Raw genomic sequence first — 26,717 nt, 5'->3', positions numbered from 1 at the left:
GACTTATCGTTATGGTGAGTAGTCGCATCCTATGAGCGCCCATTGTCCATAACATCCTCCCCCGAGGGGGAGGAGGCGAGAGAAGCAACCGGGCTCTGCAGCCCGGTTCGATACAGCACCGTAACCAACTGTTTTATAAAGACTTTATCAGATCACACTGATCCGGCCCCCAGCCTGCGGCGAACTCCGGAGAGACTTTCTCTCCCCCTTCAGTACGCAACCCGCCACAGTACCGACCAGGCTGCGTATAATGATTTCACAGCCGCCATCTGTCCAGAAAACAATCAGATCGCTGCCGCAACGAGCAAAAAAGTCTCAGCTTCTGCTCGCTGGGAAAATAAAAGCCTCCCCCGGGCAATGATGAAAGGAACCCCGCTTCCCTCCCCCCCCCCTCCGGCGACCCCATCCGGCACAGAACCTCGCAGGCCAGCGCGAGGCATCCGGGGAAAGCCGGTGGCGCAACTGACTGCCGGCACCCGACCCGGGCCACCTTCGCCCCGCAGCTCAGCGGGTGTCTCCGAGTCCACCTTTGGACAGGCTCCGGCCTGCATACCGGCTACCACCAGGTTTCAAACTGGATACCACAGGAGACCCCCGACTCCGACAGGCCCTCCCTAGTTGTCAGGGCATAATCATCGTCGAGTTCCGCATAGGTGGCATAAAGACGCAGTGCCGGGCGATTGTAAAACCCGCGCCCGCGGGAAAACTGCAACGCAACCGACAGTTTCTTTACCAGCGACGAGACACCCACCTCGCCGTCCCGGACATAATCTACAGAGCCATCCAGTACGTAATTGATGGCATCAGATTGATACAACTTCACCCGGCCGCCGAGGCTACCCCAGGTAAAACCACTATCCTGCGTCCCGAGCACCCACCTCTTTTCAAACAGCTGCGTCAACATTATCGAGGCGCGGTCCAGGTTCTCGATCAGGGATTCGCTGACAACCCGCACTGTTCTGTAATTGTCGGGGGAGATGGGGTCCCCCTCTCTGTCGCGACGCAGCGACAGTCGGGAGTCCAGATCAGCCAGGGCGCCGGAACCAGTCTGCAGCGACAGCTTGTGGCTCACCCCCGGGCGGAACTGCTGATCCAGCACAGCATTGAGCGAAAATCCCTCGAAGCCGGTTTGGCGGTCGAAGTAGCCTGGCTTTGGTTTCATTTCGGCATAGTTGGCGGATAATTCCAGAGTGGCAGACTGCACGGGCAAAATATCGATCGGCAAGTCGTAGACCCGGAAGTCGTGCGTAATATGTCGCGAATGGATGTCGCCCTCTTCCGCGGGGCGGGACAGGTAGGCGTAGGCCCAGTGACCACGCAGCAAAGGAGCATCCTCCCAGCCAAATCCCTCTCCCCAGAGATTGGAATACTTGAAATCCAGTAAATGGGCCTCCTTGCGCCGATAGGTACGCCGCCCGGCCCAGAGGCTCACCTCGCCCAGGCCATGCAACTGCAAAAAGCGCTCATCCCGTTTTACCAGTGCCAGCGTCCTCCCTTCCTCAGCATAAAAATCCCAGCCAATTTCACTGTGCAGGTAGATACCGTCCTTTTTTCCCAAATCGTGCTTCAGCTGGAAATCCATATACTGATTGCACTCGTTGCCAAACCGGGAAGCACCGTGCGCGCCCTTTGCCCGGTAACAGGTATGCGTGCTCCTGTTGCGCGTATGGCCGTAGCCATAGCGGATATAACCACTGGTGGAAAACCCCAGGGCTTCCGCCGAAGAGGTCTGTGGGGAATACAGCAGCGCAGACACCAGAAAAGCGGCAAACCAGCGTTCCATACCAACACCCGAGATTGCTGAAAACGAAGGGAGACGCGGCAGCCCGGACATGCTCCACAAGCTGTCGGGGCTCACCACCGGTCACAATCAGGGCTTTACAGGGGATTGATTTGGCGGCTGGTAGGTTGTCGGCCCGAACAGGATCATCGGCCAGTGAATGATGTTGTTCCTTCTCAACTCGTCCGACATCCGCACAAAGGGCTGTAAGATATAGCGTACTGGATTCATGCAATAATCTGCCGTATCGCTGAAAAGGCCGGCTTCGGGAAGCTCGTCGTCCGGCTCCCGGTAGGTCCCGAAGAGGCGATCCCAGATGGTCAGTCGCGCCCCGAAGTTACATCCCGAGTGGATATTGTGCTTTTCCTCCCGGGAGTGATGCGTGTAGTGCACACCGACCGTCACAAAGAACCATCGCAACGATTTCAGAATGCGGCTGCGGGACTCGATCCGATAGAGCACCGGGGAGTGGGACGGGTCGACCAGAACATCCACAATCATGACCACAACCAGGGCCCAGCCGGCGTTTTGGATATTCGAGGTAAAAAGCTTCGAAAGCAGCGGCAACACAACCAGGGTCAGGCCACCGGCAGCCTGCAACAGTACGGAAGTCGGCTCTATGGCACAGGTCAGCTGTGTCAGATTTCTGTTACGGTGGTGGTAAATATGCCCCAGGTTCCAGAAAAAACGCACGTTGTGGCATAGCCTGTGAGACCAGTAAAAGCAGAAATCCCCGATCAACATCGAAACCACGAGAGCCACAACGCCATTTAGCTCAATCAGCGTGGGGACGCTCTGCACCAGTTCATCGTAGTGTTCGAGCAGGCTCTGTATATCGCTGTTGAAAAAAGCAAACAGGCCACCGAAAACCAGGAACAGGTTCACCATGGAAATATTGAACATGCCCTGGTAATCAAATGGTCGTCCGGATACGCGGCGGTAAAAGATCATATCCGCACAGCCCACCAGGATTACAAAGACCGCGCGCACGACCAACCCAGCCACCAGGATACTGGCCAGTGGTGCAGAGACACTGTCCAACACCAGGTCTTTGGCCATATAGAAGACCCGTGCGGAATCCGCTTCGACAATGCTACGAAAGTCAGAAATTATAGGCTGGGGAATCAGCCACGCCAGGAATCCGACAACGGAAATAACAACCAGAATCAATTTCTGCCTGTCACTGTCCCGCAAATGGAGATTTCCGTACCAAATAGAAGACAATATATTACGTAAATAAGTCATCTGCCCACCTCCCTAGCGGCCCACATAAAGTAATCGAAACAGGAATATGCCGACGGCCTGCCAACCGGCAGGCGTCTGCGGAAAGATTTTTCTGGAACCCGGAATCTAAACAGCGGAGAGAAAAGACTCCTCCCCCCGGCTGGGGGAGGAGGAGTCTTTATTTTATTTTTTCGAGATATGACTACATGCAGTACTAGAAATACTAAAAATTAAGGATTTTTCAACGCGATTGTTAGAAGTAATTCAAATATAAAACGGCAATAAATTTCCGACCTACCAACATATACATCAGTAGTCCGACATGAAACCTCATGCCTGGCTACTCAAGGAAATGCCTTGCAATGCCGAAAACATAAAATAATCGATGAGCCCAACTGCAAATACAGCGGCAAAAAAATAGAGATGCCCGATATCCGGTCAACACCTGCGGATCGCACCCGACAATGTCGGCAGAGGAAATAACTCCCGACTTCAAAGGCTGGCAGGAAAGAGCTGCAGGAAGAAAAGGACAGAGCCCTGCTGACCGTCATCGCCGGTGTGGCGACAATCGCTCAACAGTGAGTGATCGGAGTGCGGGAAGGATCCCCGGCCGGGGTACAGGAGCGCAGCCAAACAGCCCCGAGGCAGCCCTTTTCGGCAGTATCGACAATGGTTTGCTCGCGGCGAGTAATTCAGCCGCCGCGCGCCGACTGGATGGAATCCGCCCTCGGCGGCAGTAGCCGACGCCCCCCCTGCTCAGCCTTCCAGCTGTACCGCCGCGCCGATCAGGGCCTGGAAGCCCGCATTCAGGGCATAGAGGGGCACGGACTGCATCCAGCCTTCCACCCGGCCCTTATCCAGGAAGCGCTGCTCCAGCTGACTCGCTGGCACCAGGTCGGCAATGCGCGGGAGTATACCGCCGCCGAGGAATACGCCGCCACGGGCGCCGATATACAGGGCCGCGTCGCCGGCGGCGCTGCCGAGGAAGTTGAGGAAATCGATCAGGGTCTCGCGGCACAGCGGGTCGGAACCGTCCAGGCCCCGGGTGCCGACATCCGGCGGCGCCAGGTCTTCGGCCGGCTTGCCGTTCAATTCGCACACAGCGCGGTACAGGTTCACCAGGCCGTTGCCGGACAGCACCCACTCGTTGAAGACCGGCTGGCGGCTCTTCATCAGTATCTGTATCAGTGCCAGGTCCCGCTCCGTGGCCGGCGCCAGGTTGGCGTGGCCGCCCTCGCCGGCGAGCACGTGGTAGCGGCCGTTTTCCACCGCCAGGCCGGCCACCCCCAGGCCGGTGCCCGGGCCCAATACCGCCATCTGCGCGCCCTCGACCCGCGGCACATCGCGCAGGACTTTATAGTCACCCGCACCCAGTTTGGGCAGCGACAGGGCCAGCGCGGCGAAATCGTTGATCAGTTCCAGGTGGGCAAAGTCAAACTCCCGGCGCAGGGATTCGGCGCAGATGCTCCAACCCAGGTTGGTCATATAGACGCGGCCGCCGGCGGCGGTGCTGTCCACCGGGCCGGCCGCGGCGATGCAGGCGCGCTCGGGGGCCGGCTGGTCCAGGCCCTGGAGCCAGTGGTGGAAGGCGGCATCGAAGCCGGCAAACTGCTGGCAGTCCACCACCTTGAGGCACTGCAGTTCATAGCCGCCGTTGGCAGGCTTGGCGATGGCAAAACGGGCGTTGGTGCCGCCGATATCCGCTACGATGCTCGTCATGGCTTGTTCCTGTTGTATCTCCCTGAAAAGCGGCGCTATAAGTTACGGATTCGGCGACTAAAAAACCAGCCCTCCCCGCCTTTGTCGACAACTCCCCTCCGGCGGGAGGGGTAGACAGACGCCAACTGCGCCGCTCACCGGGGCCGCCGTCAACCTGCGGACAAAAAAAGACCGGCACTGGGGCCGGTCCAATTAGCAGAAAAAAGAAGAAGAAGGCGATGGAGCCCACTGCCTCGGCGACCGCAATAACCAGGGAGCCACTTGTCGTGGCGGCGGTCGCGTGAGGCGGATCATCGCCGCAGATGCACAGTCTGTCGGCCCACTTTGCAGCGCCGGGGCAAACTGGGGCCGTGTCACTTTGCCCCGACGGGCGGGAAATCCCGCCCTACCGCAGGTCAGAGCTTGACGATGCGGATCCAGTTGATGTTCCAGCCGCCCTGGGCCGCGAACACGCCCAGGTCGAAGGGACCCGCGGGCAGATCGACGGTTTGGGATACGGTGTCCCAGCTCTGCCAGCCACCGGTGGCGGGAATATCTACTTCTCCCAGTACCGTGCTGCCGGCGTTCAGGTCCAGCGACAGGCGCCCGCCGGCCTCGCTGGCGACCCGGTACTCGACCCGGTAGCTGCCGGCCTCGGGCAGGCTGATGCCGGCGTAGGCCATCCAGTCCCCGGTTTCGATCCAGCCCACATTGTCGCCGCCGCCGGTGTCCGAGGTGGCCTCGGTCTGCACGCCGGCCATGGCGGTGTAGTCCTCGGCCTGGATGGTCAGTTCGAAACCGGGTTCCGGATCCGGGTCACCGCCGCCGCTGCTGCCGTCCACCGACATCTGTCCGGCCGGCACGCTGAAGCTGGTGCCGTCGGAGAAGCTCACGGTGCGCGCGGTGTCGCCGAAGTTGTAGGCCAGGTAGGTCCTGTCGCCGTTGTTGTCGAACGCCAGCGCCGCCGGGTAGTCGGCGCTCAGGCCGCCGTTGCCGCTGGCCAGGTGGCCCAGCTCCTTGTAGGTGTGGATCCAGTGATAGGTATGGGCCCTGGTCTCACCCTCCTCCGGGGTGTAGTTGCCGGCCATGCTGTCGTAGTCGGCGACCGCCGCCTGGCCGTCGGTCATGGCCCAGATATTCCACCAGACATCGCGCCAGTGGCCGGCAGGCAGGCCGGACGGCTTGCCGTTGCTGGATTCTCCGCTCATGCCCAGGGTCACGTAGTCCTGCAGGTAGTCGGGGTGCTGGCCGATATGCAGCACCAGCGGCGACAGCGGCAGGCCCTGGATACCGAGGATATGGGCGTAGGCGCCGCTGAACCAGGTGGAGAAGACATGGCCGTTGCCCCAGATAATGGAGGTGGTCATCTTGTCGTACGCCGGCGCGAAGTTGTCCCGGTCGCCGCCCAGGCCGCGGTAGCGGTCCAGGTTGTTCCAGTACTCCCAGTAGGCCGCGGTGGACAGGGTGTGCAGATAGATGCCGCGGTTCACCAGGTCCTGGTTGTCGGTGATCAGGCCGTAGAGCACGATGGCGCCGTAGGCGTTGGCCGCCTCGGAGGTGGACTCGTTGTTATTGCCCAGCGCAAAGTTGGCGTGACCGGAGGCCCAGGAGAAGCCGTTGGCCGGGTCAAAGTTGCGCAGGTACGGGAACATGGTGTCGTTGCGGCCACCGGCGTAGTCGCGAATCAGCAGTTCCACCATCGGCCCGTAGGCGTTGGGGCCGCACCAGGCCGGGTCCACGCGGCAGATCTCCGCCGCCGCGCGCACGAAGTAGCCGTAGTGGAAGTGGTGGTCGTTCAGCTGCTGCTGGGCGCCGAAGGACTCGTCGAAGCCCAGCAGCGTGTTCCACTCGTCGTCGTAGACAAAATACTTGCTGGTATCCAGGGAGCCGCTGGTGTTGGCCCGGAACCAGTCCTCCAGTTCCGCCTTGAGCCAGTTGGTCAACTGGTCCGCCTGCGCGGTCATGCCGTTGCTGCGCGCGATGGCCGCCAGTTCCGCCACCTTGCCGTAGTTCTTGCCGGACCAGTAGGTATCGGAGTTGGTATTCCAGTTCGCCTGGCCCTGATCAATGAAACCCTGCACCAGTTGCTGCAGTGTCTGCGGATCGTAATCGCCGACGCCGGCCGGGAAAAACGGCAGCAGGCCGACAAATGGCAACTGGTAGCTGAACTGGCTGGTGGCCGCGAACTGCACCACACCGCGGGCGCTGCGCGCCTTGTAGCCGGACAGCGGCTGGCTGGAGTTTTTCCAGTGCAGCGGCTGCAGGCCGGCGAGGGTATTCACCGGTGCGCCCCGATAGCGGTAGTGATGGGTCACGTTGACCGAGTTGTCGGCGCGGTTGACCGCGTAATCGATGAACATCTCGTCCACCGGCTGCTGCGCGTACTGGGCGAAGGTCTGGATGGTGCCCGCATCCGGCGTGCCGGCCCCCGGCAGCCAGGCGACCGTCAGGCGATTGCTGTCGGTGATGGCGATCTCGCTGCCGGCCGGGTTGTTGAACTGGGTGGCACCATCGCCCACCAACAGGAAATGGTTGCGGATACCGGCCACATCGGTCCAGATACCGAGGCTGTTGCCGTCCTGGTGGAAGGTACCCTTCTCGCCGCCGTCGGCGGCCTTGGTGCGCACCGCGAACTGTCCGGCCAGCAGGTCGAAGTAAACGAACGGCGAGCCGTAGACGAAGGTGGCCTCCATGACCGGCGTGGCGCCGCTGCGCCACTGCACAGTGACCGAGCCGTCACTATAGTCTTTCAGGAAGGCTTCCATATCGCTGTAGGCGGTGTTGCCCACGGCGATACCGTCGAACACTTCGCTGAACGGGTCCGGGATCTGGTAGACGGTCTGGTTGTCCAGCGTCTGCAGGCCCGCCGGGATCGACAGGATACGCGCGCCGCGGTTGCTGATGCGCGCGGTGACCGGGTCCGGGGTGATATAGGCGGAATCGGCGGGATCGCCGATGGTCATCTCGCCGTAGAAGGACACCGAGCCCCACCAGCGGTGGGTCATGGTCGGCCCGTTGGCCGCCGGCGCCACCAACTGCGGGTGCAGTGGCGTGGGCGCGCCGATCGGATCACAGGAACTGACGCCCGGTTCGACGACACCGGCATTGTGAATCCAGGTGCCGTGATCCACGGTGCAACCGTAGCCGGCGGGGTTGATGGTATCGCTGATATTGCCGGCACCGTAGTTGGTGAAGCCGGCCTGCGCGAGGGGCGCCGCTGACAGGGCGGCGCCCAGCCAGAGCAACTTGCTGAGTGTTTTCATTGCTGTATCCGTCGTTATTGTTGTCAATCCTCGCCCGGATAGCGCACCGCGAACCAAGCCCACGCTTGAACTCCGCGCGATGACCGCGCCCCGCGACACAGCATCCAGACTCGTAACCAGTCGATGGTCACTGCTGGCGACCATCGAGTCGCCCCACTTCCCTCCGCGGCGGAAACTGGGCATGCCACTTTATCGCCACTCCGGGAACAAAAAAGAAATAACCGCCAGCCCTGTGATCCAGCGCACCCGGCCTCCCCAGGCACAAAATTCGCGACAGGCCAAGATAGGCGCAGCACTGGTTATTCTCTATACTGCGCGACATAACAAAGACTACAAACAACCCTAATAAATAACGCACTACTCAAGCGCCGATGAAAGAATACGTATTCAATATCCCCGACGTGGTACTACTGATGACCGCCGCGGAATGCCTGCTGCTGTCCATTTTCCAGCAGGTACTGCCACAGCGGGAACGCAACTACGGCCTGCTGCTGACCGCCTTCCTGCTGATCGTGGCGCTGGCCTCCACCAGTACCCTGATCCTGTGGAACGACCAGTTCACGCTGTCACAGTTGTTCGAGCAGCGCATCGTCCCCTACCTGCTGTTCGCCGCGCTGATGCTGAAGGGCCCGGCCATCTATCTCTATGTGTCGGCCCTGACCCAGCAGAACCTGCGCCTGCGCCGGCACCACGCGCTGCACCTGCTGCCGGCGGTGGCGATGATGCTCTGCATCGCCATCTTCGACCTCAGCGCCGACGACCTGCGCCGTATCTCCGTGGCCGGCCAGGGAATGCCCGAGGCCCTGGTGGATTTCGTCTGGGACCTGTCCACGCTGGTGCCACTGGCCTACGCCGTGGCCGCCGTACTGCTGATCCGCCGCTACCGCGGCGAGCTCAAGGACGAGTACTCGCACTTCTCCACCGAGGAACTGAGCTGGCTCAACGGCCTCACGCTGGCCGTCGCCGCCAGTTGGGGCTGGACCATGGTGGTTCATATCCTCGCCAAGTTCTCGTCCGTCACCCTCGCCGACTACTTGGGGATCGCCGACAACTACGTCACCTTTATCCTGATCAATGCCTTCTTCGCGTACACGCTGACCTATGCCCACCAACTGCTGGACACCAAACCGGAGACCAGCCGCGAGGCACCGGAGGACGAGCCGTCCGAGAGCGCCATCGACCGGGTGCGCAAAGCCATGGAAGACGATAAGGTTTTCCTGAAAAAAAACCTGAACCTGGAACAATTCTCCGAGCGGGTGGAGCTGCCGGCAAAAGAAGTCTCGGCCGTGATCAATAAACACTTCGGCACCAACTTCTTCGAGTTCGTGAACTCCTATCGCGTGGAAGAGGCCAAGGCGCTGCTGGCGGATGGCAAGAATGCGGATATGACCATTCTCGATATCCTGCTGCAGTCCGGCTTCAACAGTAAATCCGCCTTCCACCGCTTCTTCAGCCGGCTGGTGGGCATGTCGCCGACCGAGTATCGAAAGCAGGCGCAGGCGCCGAAGGGAGAGGTGGCAACGGCGCGCTCATAGCCCGCCGGCCGCATCCTGCCGCTGGTGTTCAGCCTCGGCCAGCCGCTGGGCTTCGGCACTGCCCAGCGCCTCGCTGCGCACGGAAAAAACCTGCGCCTCGCCGGCGCCCGCCGCGCGCATCCGCTGCACCCGCGCCGCCAGTATCCTGCGCGCCAGCGGGGAACCCATCCGGCTGGTCTCGCGGTTGAACTGCCGCTGCAGGTCCGCCAGGCGCCGGGCCCGCTCTTCCCCGCTGAGGTTCTCATCGCCCGCCACCGCCATGGCATCCATGATATACGGGGCCTGAATCTCCTCCTCGGCAAAGAGCCCGCTCGCCAGTTCCTCGCCGAAATAGTTGCGCCGCAGTTCCAGTAATTGCCGGTAGCGGCTTCTGTCCGCCGGTACCCTGCGGCCGCCACTGTCGCCGAGAAAGTCCCGCTCCGCCTGGCGGTAGTCGCTATAGCTGCGCACCACCCCCGTCAACTGCTGCGCGGCGGCTTCCGGCAGTGCCCCTTCGAGCAGTGCCTGCAACTGCGTTGCGGTTATGGAACCGCCGGACACAGCCAGTTCCGGGTAGAGGATCTCCAGGGCGCCGCGGGTATTGCGATCGAGGATCAGGGCACCGTCTTTATCGAAGTTCAGTAACAGCAGCGCATCGTAGATTCGCGCAGAGGCGGGTTCCGGCGGGGCAAGCGCCGCATGCCCAGGGTTTTCTTCCGGCTCCCGCGTTGTCGTCACTGGGCCCTGCTCCGCTTTTTTCACAGTCGCGGTAACGGCCGCGGGGCTGTCGGCCACTTTTATCGCGCGCGTTGTGGCGGGGCCCGACTGTCGCCAGGACAGCAGCGCAATGGTGATACCGAACGATACAACTCCCGCTCCCACCCAAAAATATTTCACGGCATTACCTCCCGGGTAACCGACACAAAAACCAGCAGCACAACAAGACTACGTCTCTTTTCACAGTGTGCCAGAGGTCGGCGGTCGGCAACGAGAGGGGATAAGCGCCAGTGTGACAACAGCGTACTGCGCGCGGCTTTTTTGGTGTCTTCTGTACTTTCTGGCAACGGCAGCGGCCACTTATGCTTTCCGCACTCGCAGCGGCACCGCGAGTGAGATTTAAAGCGCGCAACCGCGCGGATAATAACTGCCAGATAAAGAGGCCTTGATGATGATAAAGAAAAACCCGGTCAGAACACTGCTATCAATTGCGGGAATCCTGCTGGCGATGACCTTCAGTATTTCCCCCGCCCAGGCACAGAGCTGTCCCTCGGACGCCATCTGCCGCTACGAGGATACCCCCGGAAATTACAGTGACAACGGACCCTACGATTACGACAGCTACACCATGCCACTGTTTTCCACACCGGGCGGGGCCACGGTTTACCATCCCACCGACGCAGCGCCACCCTACTCGCTGATCGTCTTCACTCCACCCTACACCGGAACCCAGGTCATGTACCGGGACTGGGGCCCCTTCTTCGCCTCCCACGGCATTGTGCTGGTTACCATGGATAGCCGCACCATCTACGATTCGGTGGACTCGCGCGCGGACCAGCAACAGGAAGTGCTGGACGCGATGAAAGATGAAAATACCCGCTACGGCAGTGCACTGCGTGGCAAGCTGGACACCGGCCGCTTCGGTGCTACCGGTTGGTCCATGGGCGGCGGCGCCACCTGGATCACGTCCGCCGAATACAGCGGCCTGAAAACCGCCATGTCTTTCGCCGGCCACAACATGACCGCCATCGACAGTGATGCCAGCGGTCGCAACACCCATATCCCCACCATCCTGTTCAACGGCGCACTGGATACCACCTACCTCGGCGGCCTGGGCCAGAGCGACGGTGTCTATGACAGTATTCCCTACGGTGTGCCGAAGCTTTTCTACGAAGCGTCCAACGCCGGGCACTTCGCCTGGGGCGGGCCCACCGATGCCAATCGCTATGTGGGCCAGCTGGCGCTGGCTTTCCAGAAAACCTTCCTCGACGGTGACACCCGCTGGGCGCCCTACCTGGACCGGCCGCCGCTCTATGTGGCCACTTTCGAGAGTGCGCATGTTCCCTGACAGGCAACTCGCAGCCGCGACTCCGATTATTGATTACTGAAGGTACCGCAGGCTGAATCAAAAAAGCCCGGGCTATCGGCCCGGGCTTTCGTGTTTCAGTGTGGTGTGCCGTCAGCCGCAGTTGATATCCGCATCCGTTTTCGAGGCGATATGAATATCGTGAATGGTCAGGTCCAGGGCACCGGCGGTGCGCACGTAGAATGGTGACAGCACCATATCCATTTTCGCGCCGCCCTCGGCCATGCACTGCAGGTCCACGGCGACGGTTTTCCACTCGCCGGGCGCCGCGCCCTTCAGCAGCTCGGTAATGGACTGCTCGGCACCGCAATCCATGCCGCAATTGATGCCCAGGTTCACGGTGTCGCTGGGGGCACTGTCCACCTTGACATCGAATACCAGCGCACCCCGATTGCCCAGGTAACTGGAGAGGTCGGTGCGACTGTTGGCAAAGAAACCGGCAACGGCGTTCCCCTCGCCGGTCCACTGCAGGCGGCGGCTGTCTTCCTGGACGTTGCGGTCGACAGACTGCACGCGGATCCCCTGCAGCTTGGCGACACTGCTGGAGATGACCTGGCGGTTGTTGCCCACGTCGGTCACTTCAAACTTCCACGGATCCAGTGCGCGGCCGTTGAATACCGCCAGTGCCTCGTTGCCGTCGCCCTGTTCCAGGCCGCTGTCTTCCGGCAGTGCGGCCAGCTGCCCGCCGTCCCGATAGGTGAGGCCATAGCCGTAGTTGAACTGCGCCAATTCCTCGTTCTGGCCGCGGTTGCGTACCTGGGGACGCGCATCGTCCGGCCAGGAGAAGGTGAGCTTGCCCTTGAAGTCGTGGTTTACCTGCCCCGCGCTATTGCGGAAGATCACATCCGCAATACCGCCGCCCTCGGTGCCCAGCTGCCAGATGGTGACGAAGGCATCGGAGGCATTGATCTCGGGGTTCACCCACAGCGGGCGGCCGGTAATGAACAGCGACACCACCGGAATACCCTGTTCGCGCAGGCGTTTCATCAGTGCCAGGTCGCGCTCGCCCCGGTAGTCCAGGTTGGAGACATCGCCCTGCATTTCCGCGTAGGGGTCCTCGCCGAAAACCACGATGGCCACATCCGGTTTCTGTTCGAAGCTGCCGTCGCCGGACAGTTCGGCGCTGCCGCCGGAGGCCTCTACCACCTCAGCGATGCCGTCGTACACGGAAGTGGCGCCGGGGAAATCGCTGTTCCGGTTACCGGTGCCCTGCCAGGTCACGCTCCAGCCACCGGCCTGCTTGCCGATATTGTCGGCACCGTCGCCGGTGACGAGAACGCGCTGCTCGCGCGCCAGCGGCAACAGGTCGCCTTTGTTTTTCAGCAGCACCAGGGACTCGCGCACCGCCTGGCGGGCGATGGCGCGGTGTTCCGGCGCACCGATCAGGGATTCGTCACCGGCGTAGGGACGCTGGGACGGGGCACCGGCCTCGAACAGGCCGGCGCGCAGTTTGACGCGCAGGATACGGCGCACGGCATCGTTCAGGCGCTCAGCGGGAATTTCCCCGCTCTTCACCTGCGCCAGGGTGTTTTTGTACAGCTCTTTCCAGCTCGGATCGGTGGCCATGAACATATCCAGGCCGGCGTTGATCGCCTGCGGGCAGCTGACGTTGCTGCAACCGTTGACAAACTGGTGGCCGGCCCAGTCACCGACGATAAAGCCATCGAAGCCGAGACGGTTTTTCAGCACGTCGGTCATCAGGTATTTGTGGCCGTGCATCTTCTTGCCGTTCCAGCTGCTGAAGGATGCCATTACCGTCTGCACACCGGCCTCGATCGCGGAGAAGTAACCCTGCGCGTGGATCTGCATCAGCTCGTCTTCGCTCATGATGGCATCGCCGCGGTCGATACCGTTTTCGGTGCCCCCATCGGCGAGGAAATGCTTTGCGGTGCCGATCACATGCTTGCCGTGCAGCAGCTCGTCACTGCCCGGCGCGCCCTGCAGTCCCTCCACCAGCTCGCCGCCGTAGTTGCGCACGACTTCCGGGTCTTCGGAGTAGGATTCGTAGGTCCGCCCCCAGCGGTCATCGCGGACGACCGCCAGGGTGGGGGCGAAGATCCAGTCGATACCGGTCGCGGACACTTCCGCCGCGGTGGCGGCGCCGATCTCGCGCATCAGTTCCGGATTGCGGGTGGCGCCGAGGGCGATGTTGTGGGGGAACAGGGTCGCGCCGATCACGTTGTTGTGACCGTGTACCGCATCGGTGCCCCAGATCACCGGGACCGCAACGCCACCGTCACTGGTATTCGTGGAAGCCTGGTAGTAGGCGTCTGCCAGCTCGACCCAGTCGGCGACGCTCGCGTGCTTGTCGTTGTTCGGGAAGGCGCCGCCCCCGTTGAGGATGGAACCGACATGGTATTTCCCGACCTCTTCCGGGGTCGCCGTGCGAATCTCCACCTGGATCAGCTGGCCGACTTTTTCCTCCGTGGACATCCTGCCGAGCAGTTCGTCGATGCGCGTTTCGATCGCCGGATCTTTGGCGATGCCACTGGTCAATTTCGGCCAATCCGCATTCAACTCCGTCGATGCGCCGCTCTCCTGTTTCGGTTGGCTGACCATTTTCTGCTCGCTGCAACCGGCCAGCCCGCCGCCGGCAATCAGACCGGAGATGACCCCCAGCAGAATTCGCTTCTTCATCACCGTAGAACTCCCGTTATTCTTGTGACCCAATGTTTACTGCCGGTTTTGCGAAACACGGCTCTGTCAGTCTCCGTTGTACGCACAGCCCGGAAAAGGGTCGTCCCACTTTGGACCGGCGCGGCAAAATGGTGCATACCACCTTGCCACCGGTTGAAAACGCCAAAATGGGACGGGGCATCACTTGCTCAGCAGCACATTGTCCACCTGCAACACCGCACCATCCTGGTTCCCCCAGCCCGGCGAGATCACAAACGGTGTATTGACCCGGTCCGCTTCCAGACCGCCCTCCTCGAGTTCCATCATCGGAATCTGGAAGTGGGTCCACTGGTCCATCGGCGGCATGTCCAGCGGGTAATCGCCGGAGCTGCAGGGGTGTACGCAGTCGGCGCGGAAGGTCAGGGAAGCGGAACCGGCATCGGCCGGTTCCGCCAGGACCCGCAGGTCAAATTCCACGTAGGTGTAGTCGCTCAGGTCGTAGGCATCCGTGGACTGGAAGAAGCCGATCCCCTCGTCGGTGTTGTAGCTGATCTGGCCCACATCGCCGTAGTCGCCACCGGCATCCACCACCTGGAAGTCCACCGTGCCGCTGTTGGTGTAGATCCCCCATTGGTAGGACGCGTGGATCCCGCCATCGAACACCACCAGCTCATCGCCGGCATCCTCCGGCGGCTGCGGCGGCTTGTGGCCGGGATTGCTGACAAACTCGCCGTCGGTACTGGCGCAACCCTTGCCGGTTTCGAAATCCTCGGTGCATTGATACACGCGCACATGGTCGATCTGGAATTCCTGCGGGAAGGCGCTTTCGTCAATGCCGGTGTCATTGACATTGCCGGCCCAGTCGCCGCCCACCGCCAGGTTGAGAATCAGGTGGAAGGCCTGATCGAAAGGCGCGTTGGGCCGGTCCAGTGCGGCGCTGCTATACCAGCCGTCGCTGGTCTGGGTGGCGTAGTGGTCGCCGTCCACATACCAGCGGATCTCGCCCTGCTGCCACTCGACCGCGTAATCGTGGAAACCATCCGCCGGGTTGAGGCCGCCGGGCAGCTGGTAGGGCTCACCGGAGTGGACGTTCGATGGCCAGGTGTCGCCGAAGTGCAGGGTGCCGTACACCCGGTCCTCGCCACCCACTTTCAGGTTGACGGCTTCCAGGATGTCGATTTCACCGGACAGCGGCCAACCGCCGTAAGCCCCGTCCGTGGGCAGCATCCAGAAAGCCGGCCAGGAGCCCTGCCCGCTGGGCAGCTTCGCCCGCATTTCGAAGCGGCCGTATTTCCAGTCACCCAGGCCCTTGGTGCGCAGCCGCGCGGAGGTATAGGTACCGCTGCCGCTGGTGTCCCCCGGATCGTAATTCGGGTCGTCGTCCACTACCGCCGGCCCCACGGAGTCTTCGCGGATGGCCTTGATATGCAGCAGGTCGTCGGCAACCCAGGAATTTTCCGCGTTGTCCACGTAGCACTGGGCCTCGTTGTTGCCGCCGCCGGTGCAGTTCTGTTCGTGGGTCCATTTTTCGCTATCGATGACATCGCCGGAAAACTCGTCCTGCCATACCAGGCAGTAGCCGGAATTTTCCGGGTCCTCCAGGCAGCGTTCCGGGCGTGTTTCCACCGGCTCATCCACCAGGCCGTCGTCGACATTATCGCTGTCATTGTCATCGTTATTATTGCTACCGCCCCCACCACAGGCGGCCGCGGCAATCGCCAGGCCGAGGGCGGTGGTGCGGAAAAGGAATCTGGACATCTCTGTCTCCTCATCGCGTGATTATTGTTGTTAGCCCCCACAAACCCCGGGGCCGTTTTATGTAACTGTGTCGCCCGCGGGGAGTCGCCCCACCTTGGGAAAACAGGCAAGGTGGGCCGGCCATTCCCGGTGGGAAGTTGGCCGGACGCGACGCGCCCACTGCAGCTCGCGATTTGCGAAAGATGTTCGGGAAATCCGGGAGGTCCCGCTTTTCTGTCGTCGGTAATAGCGGGACGGTGCGGCATCCCCGGTAAACACCGGGATGGTGAACCCGCCTCATTGAAACGACAATGATTATCGTTTAGATTTAAGAGTGTCGACATCAGTCGACCTCGGAACTGGGGGCCCATGGATCGGTGGATACGTGAAATACATCGACAACAAACTGGACGTCTATCTGGATCATCGTGCGGATCTGGTGGACTATGTCGCCACCATAACCGGATGCCGATCGCGGGCCGAGGATGTTGTTCAGGATGCGTTCCTGCGATTCGTGCCCGATAATGGCCCGGCGGCTGCACCGGGGACCTCGGGCGCTGCCTATCTCTACCGGATCGTGCGCAACCTCGCCTTCGATCTGTCGCGGCGATCCACCATGGAGTCCCGCCACCAGAACGAGGAGAGCGTGGAGTGGCTGAAACCCCGGGAAGAGCGCAGCCCGGAGCAACTGCTGTTGCAGCACAAGCGGCTGGAGCAGCTTTCGGTGGTGCTGGAGGGCCTTCCCGAGCGGGAGCGAATCGCCATCGAAATGCACCGTGTCGGGGGCTACACGCTGGCGGAAATATCGGAGCGGCTCAGGGTATCCACTGCCACGGCACACCGCCTGGTACGCAGGGCGGTGGTGCACATTGCCGCATCCGTGGCCTAGTGGTCCATGCGGAAAGTTGTGTAACTGTTCGCGTCGCCAAAGCGCCCAGCTCTGCGTTGAGAAAGCTTGAAATAGAACCACTATTCCTGCGCTTTCTCGCCTTGATCTGAACACTTTGGCTGTGCTCCTTAGTCACCAAACTTTCCGCATGGATCACTAGTGGGCCGCTCGCAAAGTTAGGTAACAGTTCGCTTCGCCAGATCGTCCAGCTCTGCGTTGAGAAAGCTTGAAATAACGCTGCTATTCCAGCGCTTTCTCGCCTTGACCTGAACGATTTGGCTGTGCTCCTTTGCTACCGAACTTTACAAGCGGCCCACTAGTCCTGTTTTGAAAGGTACAAGCATCAGCAACTCCGGATCTGAGATGGAAACTGCCAACAGGGGAATGGCCGCCGCCCGTGAAGAGTGGGTGCCGGCAAAGGCCGATACCGCGCACCTGGAGCGCGCGGCAGACTGGATGCTCTGGCTCGAGGCCGCCCCCGATGACCGGCGCCTGCGCCGGGACCTGGACACCTGGCTGGCCGCCGACAGGCAGCACCGGCAGGCCTGGCAGAAGGTCTGCAATACCTGGGCGCTGCTGGGCGACATGCCTGCCGACCGGCAACAGTGGCCCGCCGAACAAGCCCGGCCCCCACACCGCTTCCCCCGCCGCCGGACACTGGTCTCCCTGGCCGTTGCCGCCACGGTGTTGCTGGCCCTGCTGCCACTGACGCTTCCGCTTTGGTCGGCGGATTACCGGAGCGGGATCGCGGAAACCCGCACCCTCTCCCTGCCCGACGGCACGCTGGTGACACTGGGCGCGGACAGCGCCATCGATGAAGACTTCAGCAGCGGCCAGCGTCGGGTCAGGCTGCTGCGCGGAGAGGCTTTTTTCGACGTGGCCGAAGACCGGCGGCCGTTCACCGTACAAATGGATGAGCTGCTGGCCCGGGACATCGGTACCGCTTTTGCTGTCCGGGCAGGCGAGCCGCTGGTCGCAGTGGCGGTCAGCGAGGGGGAGGTCCGGGTGACGGACCGCGCCAGCGGCAACCAGGACTCCCCGTATCGGTTGCTGGCCGGCGACCAGATCACGATCGATCGCGACAGCGGCGTCGTGCAACGCTTCCGCCTGCCACCGGACCGGGTGGCCCTGTGGCGCCGGGGCCGGCTGTTCGTACAGGATCGGCCGGTGGCGGACCTGGTGGACACCCTCGAGCGCCACGCCCCCGGCTACATCCTGGTGCTGGACGACACACTGGCCCGGCATCGCATCACCGGCAGCTACGACCTCTCCAATGTGGATGGTGCGCTGAGCGCCATCGTCCAGCCCCGCGGAGGGCGGGTACTCCATCTGACGCCTTTCCTGCGGATCCTTCTCGGCCCGGAATAATTTTTATCGCCCATTTTTTTCACCCGGGCGTGAAAAAAAACACCGCCTCGTTCGTTGTCTCTCCCGATATCTTCTATCCAAAAGTTTCGCATTTGCGATGCGCAATCCGGAGACACGGGAGCATGACCTTGATTTTCCGACAACCCGGGCCGGGGCTGCATCCCGCACCCGCCTGGTTTCTGGCCATCCTGCTGGTTTTGCCGTTGGCCGCAGTGGCGGAAGAGTTTGCGGCCCCTGAAAAACCTGAATTCGACATTCCCGCCCAACCCCTGCCCGTCGCCCTGGACACTTTCTCCCTGCAGTCCGGCTACCAGGTATCCGCCAGCGCCGCCGACCTGGCGGACCTGAACTCCCGGCCGGTCAGCGGTCGCCTGGAAGTGAACGAAGCCCTGGACCGCATGCTGTCCGGCACCGGCCTGCACTGGCACTTCGGCAGCAGCAATACGGTGGTGGTCAGCGCCCTGCCGCCACTGGAGAGCGCCCGGATGTTACCGGCGGTTCGGGTACAGGCCGAAGGCGAAGACTCGGTGGAGGCAACGGACCAACCCTATCGCGAGCCCGGTTCCTCCGCCCGTATCAGCCAGAAAGAGATCGAGCGCTTCCGGGGTATGTCGGTGGGTGACATGTTCAAGGGCAGCACCGGTGTGATGGTGGCCGAGAACCGCAATAGCGGCGGCCTCAATATCAACATCCGCGGCATGCAGGGACAGGGACGGGTACCGGTGCTGGTGGACGGCGCCCGCCAGGAAACCACGGTCTACCGGGGCTATGCCGGCGCCACCAGCCGCAGCTACGTGGACCCGGACCTGATCGGCAGTGTCGAGATCGACAAGGGCCCCACCATGGGCGCCAGCGGCACCGGCGCTACCGGCGGGCTGGTCAGCATGGTCACGCTGAAAGCCGATGACATCGCCAAGCCCGGCAACACCTGGGGCCTGCGGCTGCGCGGTAGCCCGGTGGGCAACAACAGCGGATCACCACCCGCGTCCGGCACCCAGTCCGGCTACGCAACGGGGGGCAGCCTGGGCTCGTCCCCCTTTTATCGTATCGACTGCCTGCCCGGGCTCACCCTGTGCGACGGCGAATACAGTATCGACAACGCCTATCCGCCGGAAGGCTCCATGGACCGGCCCGATTCCCTCGACTTCAAGGGGTACGCCGGCAGCCTGGCGACTACCGCGCGCCTGCCCGGAGTCGACCTGGTAGCGGCCTATGCGCGGCGCAGCCAGGGCAACTACTACGCCGGCGAACACGGCCCCACGCCGGTTCTCGACCTGTCCGAACGGTACAACCGCGGCTTTTACACCGAAGTGCGACCGGAGGTCGTGGGCGCCTCCCGCATACGCGGTGGCGAACAGGTCGTGAACACCAGTTTCGACAGCGAGTCCCTGCTGCTGAAGAGCACACTCTATCCCGGCAATGCGCACACCCTGGCGTTCAGCTACCTGCGCTACGACAGCGAATACGGCGAGCTGATGCCGTCGCAGTTGATCTGGTTCGGCAAAACCGCACAGACCGAACTGTCCCGGGTCACCGCCAACACCTACACCACCCGTTACCAGTGGCAACCCGCGGACAGTGAGTGGTTCGACCTGGACGTACACCTCTGGCACACCGACACCGACAGCCTCAACAACGCCTACACCGAAGAGATGCTGGAACTGCTCTCCCAGACCACCAGTACCGAAAACTACCGGCGCTGGGGCGCGGACATCACCAACACCACACAGGTTTCCGCACTCGGCGATTTCCAGCTCCGCTACGGACTGGCCTGGCAGAACGAAAGGGTCCAACCCAAGTACGCGGAAGTGGATGCCCTCTCGCTGATGCGCGACGGCGAGCGCAGTGAAAGCAGCGCATTTGCCGCCATGAAATGGACGTTGCTGCCAGCGCTGACGCTGGACGCCGGCGTCCGCTACACACGTTTCGATGTCGAGGACAACAAGCCGGTCGTCATCATGGATCCCGAAGACAGCCCCTGTGCGGATCAGGACGGCGACATGGTGTGTGATTCCCGGCCGGAATTTTCCCGCAACACCCAGTCCGGTTCGGCCCCGGTTGCCAGCCTGACCTGGGAGCCGCTCGGCGGCCTGCAACTGTATCTGCGCTACGCCGAGGCTCTGCGAATGCCCAGCCTTTTCGAGAGCACCTCCGGTTTTTCCGTGGCGCCAGCGCCGGGCATCGTCCTGCAGCCGGAACACACCCGCAACAGGGAGGTGGGGGTCAACCTGCTGCGGCGCGGCCTGGTCGGCGGCGGGGACGTGGCGCGGGCCAAACTGGCCTACTTCAACAACCGCACGGAAGACTACATCACCCGCACCATTCCCAACGCCTGGGAAGACACCAGCGTCGGCCTGAGTTCCTACCTGTTCCGCACCCGCAATATCGACAGCGTCGCTTTCGATGGGGTCGAACTGACACTGGATTACGATGCCGGCTGGATTTTCGTCAAGGCCGCCGGCACCAGCTACGCCGGTATCGAAACCTGCCACACCGGCAGCTATCGCCGGCAGCGATGCACGGACTACGGTATCGCCTCGAGCTTCGTCAACAACATGATTCCCCCCAAGTGGGAAGCCAACGCCACCCTGGGCTTCCGCCCGTTTTCCGAAACACTGGAATTCGGCGCCCACGCGAACTGGGTGGGCGAGCGCAACCGGGTGCCCGAGTTCAACGACCAGACCGAAACCAGCCGCAGCTACTCCGACCCGATCCCATGGCACCGCTACAGCGTTATCGATGCTTTCGTGACATGGCAGCCCAACGACACAGTCACCGTCGATTTCAACATCGACAACATTACCGACGAATACTACATCGACGCGCTGAGCCTGGGGCTGGTCCCGGCTCCCGGGCGCACCACACGGCTCAGCGCCAATCTGCATTTCTGATCGGAGTTTCCATGAACATACCCCATGAAAGCCGCAGCAAGCGGCTGATGTCCGTCACCGACGAGCAGCACGAACGCCTGCATGTACTGGTGGCACAACAGGCCCCATTCTCCAGCCTGGCGGCCTACGGCCACTGGCTGGATGTGCAGTTCCGTTTCCAGTACCGGATCGCGTCCCTCTATCATTGGCCCGCCCTGGGCGATCTACTGCCGGAACTGCCGGAGCGCGGCCGACTCGCCGCCGTGGAGGCAGACCTGCGCGATCTCGGGCGCACAGTCCCGGCGAGCGGCACACTGGCGGAGCAACCCCGACAGGACCCGGAAGCCTGGGGCTGGCTGTTTGTGTCCGAGGGTTCCAACCTGGGCGCGGCCATCCTGCTCAAGCGCGCCCGGGCACTGGGGTTGTCGGAGCAGCACGGCGCCCGACACCTGGCCGGAGCACCGGAGGGACGGGCGCGGCACTGGCGCGCCTTCACCGCGGTATTCGATGCCCTGTCACTGGACGCCGCGCAGGAGGCGCGCCTGCAAGCGGCGGCAAAGGCGGCGTTTGCTTACTTCGAAGTGCTGTTGCAAGACGCCTGTGCGCAACAAGTACAACCGGAACCGGAACTGGCGCTCTGACGGGCATCCCCGTTTCCCTTTCGCCTCTTGCGCACGCTTTCCCGCCGCCGGCCCCGGTTATCGGTTCAGGAAAAAATCCACCGGCACTACAAACTCCAGCCGCTTTCCCGCCAGCTCCGCCGGAGGAAGGGGCAGCGGTTCGGCGCGCCGGATCAGCGCCAGGGTCTCCCGGTCCAGCAGTTCAAAACCCGAGCTGCGCGCAATGCGACTGGCGAGAACCCGCCCCTGTTCATCCATCCGGAAATGTAAATAACTGACACCTTGCTGGCGCAAACGGCGGGCCCGGCGCGGGTAGCGCTTGGCTGCATTGAGCTGTTGCAGCAGCCGGTCGCGCCAGCCCGGCACCCTGTTCAGATCGGCAACCGGCCGGCTCATACCCCGGTTCGGTGCCGCCGCCTGCTCGGCCCGGCGCGCGGCCTGTGGCGGCGCGCTGGCGACGGAGGCCGCTGCCGCGGGAGCGGCAGTTTCCGACATATCCCGCTCCGGGTCCTGCACCGGCTCGGACTCCGGCCTGGGTTCCGACTTCGATTCCGGCCTGGATTCCGGCTCGATTTCCCGGGGGGCCGGTTTTTCAGGGGGTTGCCTGGCCAGCTCTACGGGAGGGTCCGGCTGCTCTGGAACTTCCGGCACCGTCGGTGCCGGTTCAGGCGCTGTTTGGGCTTTTTTCACCGGTACCGGCTGATCCGGTGCAGGCCGGGAGGCCTGCCGGTTCTCCTGCTGCGGCCCGGGCGGCAGCTCGCTGGACTCGGATGGCGACATGGCCACGGATGACAGCGTCACCACCATGGCGGCCGGCGGGGGCGCCTCGCGGGAGGGGGGCGGCACATGCCACAACCACCATCCGAGCGGAATCGCATAAGCGCACACCACCACCGCCGTGGAAGCGATCCAGCGGCGCCGGTTGCCGTCGCCGCCGCAAACCGTATCCGGCCGCAGGTCCGCTAACGCCGCACTCACCAGCCGGCCCCGGGAAAGGTCATTCACGCCCGCCGCTCCCGCCCTCCCGGGCCACCAGCGCGACCTTGAGATAACCGGCTGCGCGCAGTTGGTCCAGTGTGGCCATCAGGTTCTGGTAGTTCACGGTCCTGTCGGCGCGCAGGAAGATCCTGGGATCCTTCTGGCCGTCCGCGGCCCGCTCCAGCGCTGCAGCCAGGCTGTCTTCCGCCACCGGTGTATCGCCCAGGGTCAGCGAATGGTCTGCGCCCAGGGTCAGGTACAGCGGCTCGTCCGGTGTTTCCTCCGGCTGCGCGCCGGCCGTCGGCAGATCGACCTTGATATCCACCGTTGCCAGCGGTGCCGCCACCATGAAAATGATCAGCAGCACCAGCATCACATCGATAAACGGCGTCACGTTGATCTCGTGGTTCTCCACCATTTCGTCGTCGTGCTCGATACGCAGGCCCATGGTTCAGGCCCCGGTTTCGATGGTGGGGCGGGTCGCCGGCTTCAGGGCGCAGTGGCTCAGGTCCCGCGAAACCAGTTGCAGCACCGCCGCGGTGGTGTCTGCAACCTGCGCGCGATAGGCCTGGATGCGGCGGGCAAAGTGGTTGTAGATGACCACTGCCGGAATGGCCGCCACCAGCCCCAGCGCCGTTGCCAGTAACGCCTCGGCGATCCCCGGCGCCACCACCGCCAGGCTGGTGGTTTGCGCCTTGGAGATACCGATAAAGCTGTTCATGATGCCCCACACGGTGCCGAACAGGCCGACAAACGGTGCTGTCGCACCGATCGTCGCCAGTACGCCGGTACCCCGTGAAGCGCGGCGGCCACTGGCGGCTTCCAGCCGCTGCAGGCTGGTGGCAACCCGCTCCTTGAGCCCGCCTCCATCCGACAGGACAGCGGCAGACAGCCGCCACTCCGCCCGGGCGGCGGCCAGGAAAGCGTCATCGTGATCCACCGCATCCAGGCTGCGGGCCCGGGAAAGCCTCAACAGCGTCTGCCGCTGGCGGCGGGACAGCGCACGCAACTCACTGCCCTTGGCCAGCAGTGCGATCCAGGTGACCAGCGAGGCCGCCAGCAGGGTCAGCATCACCGCCTTTACCACCCAGTCCGCCTGCCGGAACATTCCCATGGGTGTCAGGTTGTGGGGCAGCGCGGCGGGCGCGCCGGCCGCCGCGGTTGCAGTGGCGGTCTTCCCTGGAGCCGGCGGCGGGTCATTGGCCTGTACGCCGGAAGCGGATAACAGCAGGGCCGCCAGCAACAGCAGCCGGGGGCAGGTACGGGAAGATCGGAGCATACGTCGGTTTCCGGGGTCGTCGAGCCAGAGGGTCGGGTTGATTCCCCAATAACGAAGACCCGGGCAATTTTTTTCAGTTTTCTGGGAATGCCGTGAAAAAAAACGGCGACCGGTTCGTTGTCAGGAGTGTTAATGATAATCATCCCTGTTTGGATAACACCAGCAAACACCGGTGCCCTGACGGACAACCGACGCTCAAATGGAGACCGCTTCAATGGCTGTGCTGCTAAGACCCTTACTTCTGTTCTCGCTGATACTGACGCTCGCTGCCTGCAGTGGCGGCGGTGGCGGGAACGATACGGATCCCGGCCCGCCCCGGCCCACAGCCAGTGCAAGTGCCGACATGACCGAGGTGCATGCGGGCGAAGACACCATCACCCTGGATGGCAGCGCCAGCAGCTCCGAAAACGGCAGCATCACATCCTGGCAGTGGAGCATCCTCAGCCAGCCGGAAGGCAGCGAGGCGATAATCGAGAACGCCGACGCCAGCCAGGCGAGCTTCTCCCCGGACCTCCCCGGTACCTATGTGATCCGGCTGGAGATCAACGACGGCACCGCGGCGAGTGAGGACACCGGGTCCAGCCGCGTGACCATCACTGCCCTGGACCCGAATCCGCAGGCGGTACTGGAGCCGGAAATCAACTGGACTGTCGGCACGGTACAGCTGGACGGCTCCCGCAGTACCCCACCGGATGGCGGCGAGGCACTCGCCCTGATCTACCACTGGGAACTGACACAAAAACCCCGGGACAGCACCGCGGAACTGGACCAGGGCAACCTGATTTACCCGCGCTTTGACGCCGACCTGGTAGGCGAATACAAAGCCCGGTTGGTGGTGGAATACAACGGCCGCATGAGCGAACCCGCCACCACCACCATCAGGGTCGTCGATGCCAATGCCATCCCGGTGGCCAAAGTCGCGCCCCTGGAAGAGGAAGTGATGCTCGGGGACACCGTCACCCTGGATGGCTCCATGAGTGAGGACGCCAATGGCGACCCCCTGCAATACCGTTGGCGCCTGCTGGGCAAACCGAACGGTTCTATGGCCCGGCTCAGCGCCACCACCACCGCCCGGACCAGCTTTGTGGCGGATTCCCGCGATGGCCTTGGTCGCTACACCGTGGAGCTGTGTGTGTTTGACGGCATCGCGCGCAACTGCACCAGCGAACGCATTGAGGTCGGGCTACCCGAAAATGCGGGCGATACGCCCCCGGTGGCGATACTGACACCCGGCAGCAGTTTTACCCAGGAGATCGAACGCGGAGCCGTCATCACCATTCGCGGCGGTGACTCCTACGACCTCGAAGGCGATGCGCTGAGCTACGACTGGTCCCTTTCCGCCCATCCCGAAGGCTATGACGCGGCTGCCGATGATACCTATCAGGGCATCGTCTCCTTTTGCAGCCTCGGCCTCTACCCCTGCACGTCGATGGAGTTCGTGCCATCGGTGGATGGCGAATACACCTGGCAACTGACCGTCTCCGACGGCACCAGTACCTCCACCACCAGCATGACCTTCACCGCCATGCTCGGCGCCAACCGGCCTCCGGATGCCGAAGCGGAAACCAGCACCCGCAACCCGACTACCATGGCGGGATTGGTAGTCACTCTCGATGGGGAGGAGAGCTCTGACCCGGACGACAATCGGCTCACTTATCAATGGGCCATTATCCAACGGCCGGACAACAGCAGTGCCGAGCTTCAGGGTGCCAGTACCGCCACTCCATCGTTCACCGCCGATGCCCCCGGGCCCTACTTGTTAGAGCTACAGGTAACGGATGAACACGGCGCGAAATCGAATATCAGCGATGTCGTGGTTATTGCGAAGGCGACTAACCATGCGCCGGTTACCCGTATTTTAAAGGGTACCGCTGCAGGTCGGCACCATTCGCTGCCCGAACCCAAGTGGGATATCGAGCAGCCGTTCGCGATCACGGGAGAAAAATTCGGCGGTGAATCTGGTTCTGAATGGCGCGCTGATTACTTCACGGCAACCGCCGATAGCTACGACCCGGATGGCGATGAACTCACTCACCTTTGGACAATTGTCGAACAACCTGCCGGCAACATCATGGAGAAGAATGGAGTAGGCCCTGTTTACTACCCGCCAAGGCCACCTTGTGATTTCTCCGAGACCAATAACGAATTAACTTGTAGTCACTTTTACGTTTCGCCAACCGAGCCGGGGATTTACGTATTCAATTATCAGGTCTTCGATGGTATGGACTTCGCCGGGCCTTATACCGTAACAGCGCACACAGTCCACCGGGAAAACTATCCCACGCTACTGCTTGAAATGCCCGGAAACAGAAGTGGAGGCCCTGACTACACGCAAACGGTCTTCCCTGAACAACGAACTTGGGGAGTAAATCTCTCCCTCGGTGACGCGGCCGAAACCTTGACGCTATTCGATTATAGACTCACCGCTGCAGGTGGAGATTACACGCTCAACGTCGAAAACTATTCCAGTGACCCTCAATACACTTCGACTCTGGTAAATCTTGACACTGGCGAAGCCATTCGTGATGGATTTGTTCTGAAGCAGGGAGAGACAATTCGTATCGGCGTGCAGTTCCCGATGCCGGCAATACCTGCTACCTGTGAAGAAGCAAATCAGTTCGCAACACAGCTGAACAGCGTTGATATCCACAACACCGTATCCATAGCGGGAAAACATGATTGGAAAATTGAGCTACTGAAATCCAACTATGCTTCCGTTTCCGGCTGCAATAGTTAAACAGCATAGGTAATCACTCACTGATACCGCCGAGACTCAGGTGCAATGCCTGGGTCTCAGC

At 62.2% G+C, this 26,717-nt stretch carries 17 protein-coding genes; 7 read left to right on the top strand and 10 right to left on the bottom strand.

The genetic code is table 11. The features are described from left to right. Positions 1 to 556 precede the first annotated feature (556 nt). The 4 genes from MWN76_RS16895 to MWN76_RS16880 form a co-directional block, all read right to left on the bottom strand. Complete coding sequence (locus MWN76_RS16895) at positions 557 to 1,783, bottom strand: carbohydrate porin (protein ID WP_250463484.1); 1,227 nt, start codon at positions 1,781 to 1,783, stop codon at positions 557 to 559. A gap of 87 nt (positions 1,784 to 1,870) precedes the next feature. Further along, positions 1,871 to 3,025, bottom strand: a complete 1,155-nt coding sequence (locus MWN76_RS16890; RefSeq protein ID WP_250463482.1) for a sterol desaturase family protein — start codon at positions 3,023 to 3,025, stop codon at positions 1,871 to 1,873. A 735-nt stretch (positions 3,026 to 3,760) separates the two neighbouring features. After that, positions 3,761 to 4,723: a glucokinase gene (gene glk, locus MWN76_RS16885; RefSeq protein WP_250463478.1), complete on the bottom strand. Its 963-nt coding sequence runs from the start codon at positions 4,721 to 4,723 to the stop codon at positions 3,761 to 3,763. Between the two features lie 395 nt (positions 4,724 to 5,118). Then, positions 5,119 to 7,965, bottom strand: coding sequence for a glycosyl hydrolase (locus MWN76_RS16880; RefSeq protein WP_250463475.1), 2,847 nt, complete (start codon positions 7,963 to 7,965; stop codon positions 5,119 to 5,121). Positions 7,966 to 8,336: 371 nt separating this feature from the next. Here MWN76_RS16880 and MWN76_RS16875 point away from each other — a divergent pair, with 371 nt between their 5' ends. Next, positions 8,337 to 9,500, top strand: coding sequence for a helix-turn-helix domain-containing protein (locus MWN76_RS16875; protein ID WP_250463472.1), 1,164 nt, complete (start codon positions 8,337 to 8,339; stop codon positions 9,498 to 9,500). On the opposite strand, the gene MWN76_RS21205 is transcribed toward MWN76_RS16875, so the two are convergent. Then, complete coding sequence (locus MWN76_RS21205) at positions 9,495 to 10,217, bottom strand: lipase secretion chaperone (RefSeq protein ID WP_250463470.1); 723 nt, start codon at positions 10,215 to 10,217, stop codon at positions 9,495 to 9,497. The two genes, MWN76_RS16875 and MWN76_RS21205, sit on opposite strands and share 6 nt — an antisense overlap. Positions 10,218 to 10,644: 427 nt before the next feature. Here MWN76_RS21205 and MWN76_RS16865 point away from each other — a divergent pair, with 427 nt between their 5' ends. Continuing rightward, positions 10,645 to 11,544, top strand: a complete 900-nt coding sequence (locus MWN76_RS16865) for a dienelactone hydrolase family protein (protein ID WP_250463467.1) — start codon at positions 10,645 to 10,647, stop codon at positions 11,542 to 11,544. A gap of 111 nt (positions 11,545 to 11,655) precedes the next feature. Here the strand turns inward: MWN76_RS16865 and MWN76_RS16860 are convergent, their stop codons facing one another. Both MWN76_RS16860 and MWN76_RS16855 read right to left on the bottom strand, forming a co-directional pair. Further along, on the bottom strand, positions 11,656 to 14,199 hold the full coding sequence (locus MWN76_RS16860) for a glycoside hydrolase family 3 protein (protein ID WP_284500635.1): 2,544 nt from the start codon (positions 14,197 to 14,199) through the stop codon (positions 11,656 to 11,658). Between the two features lie 180 nt (positions 14,200 to 14,379). Then, entirely contained in the window at positions 14,380 to 15,936 is a 1,557-nt protein-coding gene (locus MWN76_RS16855; protein WP_250463465.1) for a glycoside hydrolase family 16 protein, read from the bottom strand. Positions 15,937 to 16,300: 364 nt separating this feature from the next. Here MWN76_RS16855 and MWN76_RS16850 point away from each other — a divergent pair, with 364 nt between their 5' ends. The 4 genes from MWN76_RS16850 to MWN76_RS16835 all read left to right on the top strand — a co-directional run bounded on the left by MWN76_RS16850 (position 16,301) and on the right by MWN76_RS16835 (position 21,683). Next, entirely contained in the window at positions 16,301 to 16,804 is a 504-nt protein-coding gene (locus tag MWN76_RS16850) for a sigma-70 family RNA polymerase sigma factor (protein WP_250463463.1), read from the top strand. 363 nt (positions 16,805 to 17,167) lie between these two features. Beyond that, a complete protein-coding gene (locus MWN76_RS16845; RefSeq protein WP_250463460.1) occupies positions 17,168 to 18,172 on the top strand; it encodes a FecR family protein in 1,005 nt (334 codons plus the stop codon). Between the two features lie 122 nt (positions 18,173 to 18,294). Continuing rightward, positions 18,295 to 21,063 carry a TonB-dependent receptor gene (locus MWN76_RS16840; protein ID WP_250463457.1) on the top strand — a complete coding sequence of 923 codons (2,769 nt, stop codon included), beginning with the start codon at positions 18,295 to 18,297 and terminating at the stop codon, positions 21,061 to 21,063. Between the two features lie 11 nt (positions 21,064 to 21,074). Beyond that, a complete protein-coding gene (locus tag MWN76_RS16835) occupies positions 21,075 to 21,683 on the top strand; it encodes a biliverdin-producing heme oxygenase (RefSeq protein ID WP_250463454.1) in 609 nt (202 codons plus the stop codon). Between the two features lie 57 nt (positions 21,684 to 21,740). Here the strand turns inward: MWN76_RS16835 and MWN76_RS21200 are convergent, their stop codons facing one another. From MWN76_RS21200 to exbB, 3 genes are read right to left on the bottom strand one after another with little or no spacing between them, the layout of a single operon-like run. Next, a complete protein-coding gene (locus MWN76_RS21200) occupies positions 21,741 to 22,667 on the bottom strand; it encodes an energy transducer TonB family protein (RefSeq protein ID WP_250463451.1) in 927 nt (308 codons plus the stop codon). After that, the gene (gene exbD, locus MWN76_RS16825) at positions 22,660 to 23,088 is read right to left on the bottom strand and encodes a TonB system transport protein ExbD (RefSeq protein WP_250463448.1); all 429 of its coding nucleotides are present in this window, start codon (positions 23,086 to 23,088) and stop codon (positions 22,660 to 22,662) included. Before exbD ends, MWN76_RS21200 begins: the two co-directional genes overlap by 8 nt. 3 nt (positions 23,089 to 23,091) lie before the next feature. Then, positions 23,092 to 23,919 (bottom strand): tonB-system energizer ExbB, encoded by an 828-nt coding sequence (exbB, locus tag MWN76_RS16820; RefSeq protein WP_250463445.1) that lies wholly within the window; start codon positions 23,917 to 23,919, stop codon positions 23,092 to 23,094. 214 nt (positions 23,920 to 24,133) lie between these two features. Here exbB and MWN76_RS16815 point away from each other — a divergent pair, with 214 nt between their 5' ends. Continuing rightward, positions 24,134 to 26,656 (top strand): PKD domain-containing protein, encoded by a 2,523-nt coding sequence (locus tag MWN76_RS16815; RefSeq protein ID WP_250463442.1) that lies wholly within the window; start codon positions 24,134 to 24,136, stop codon positions 26,654 to 26,656. The last annotated feature ends 61 nt before the right edge of the window (positions 26,657 to 26,717 follow it).

Origin of the sequence: Microbulbifer litoralis, assembly GCF_023634065.1 — a bacterium.
Lineage (GTDB): Bacteria > Pseudomonadota > Gammaproteobacteria > Pseudomonadales > Cellvibrionaceae > Microbulbifer > Microbulbifer litoralis.
This window is presented reverse-complemented; position numbering and strand designations above follow the sequence as displayed.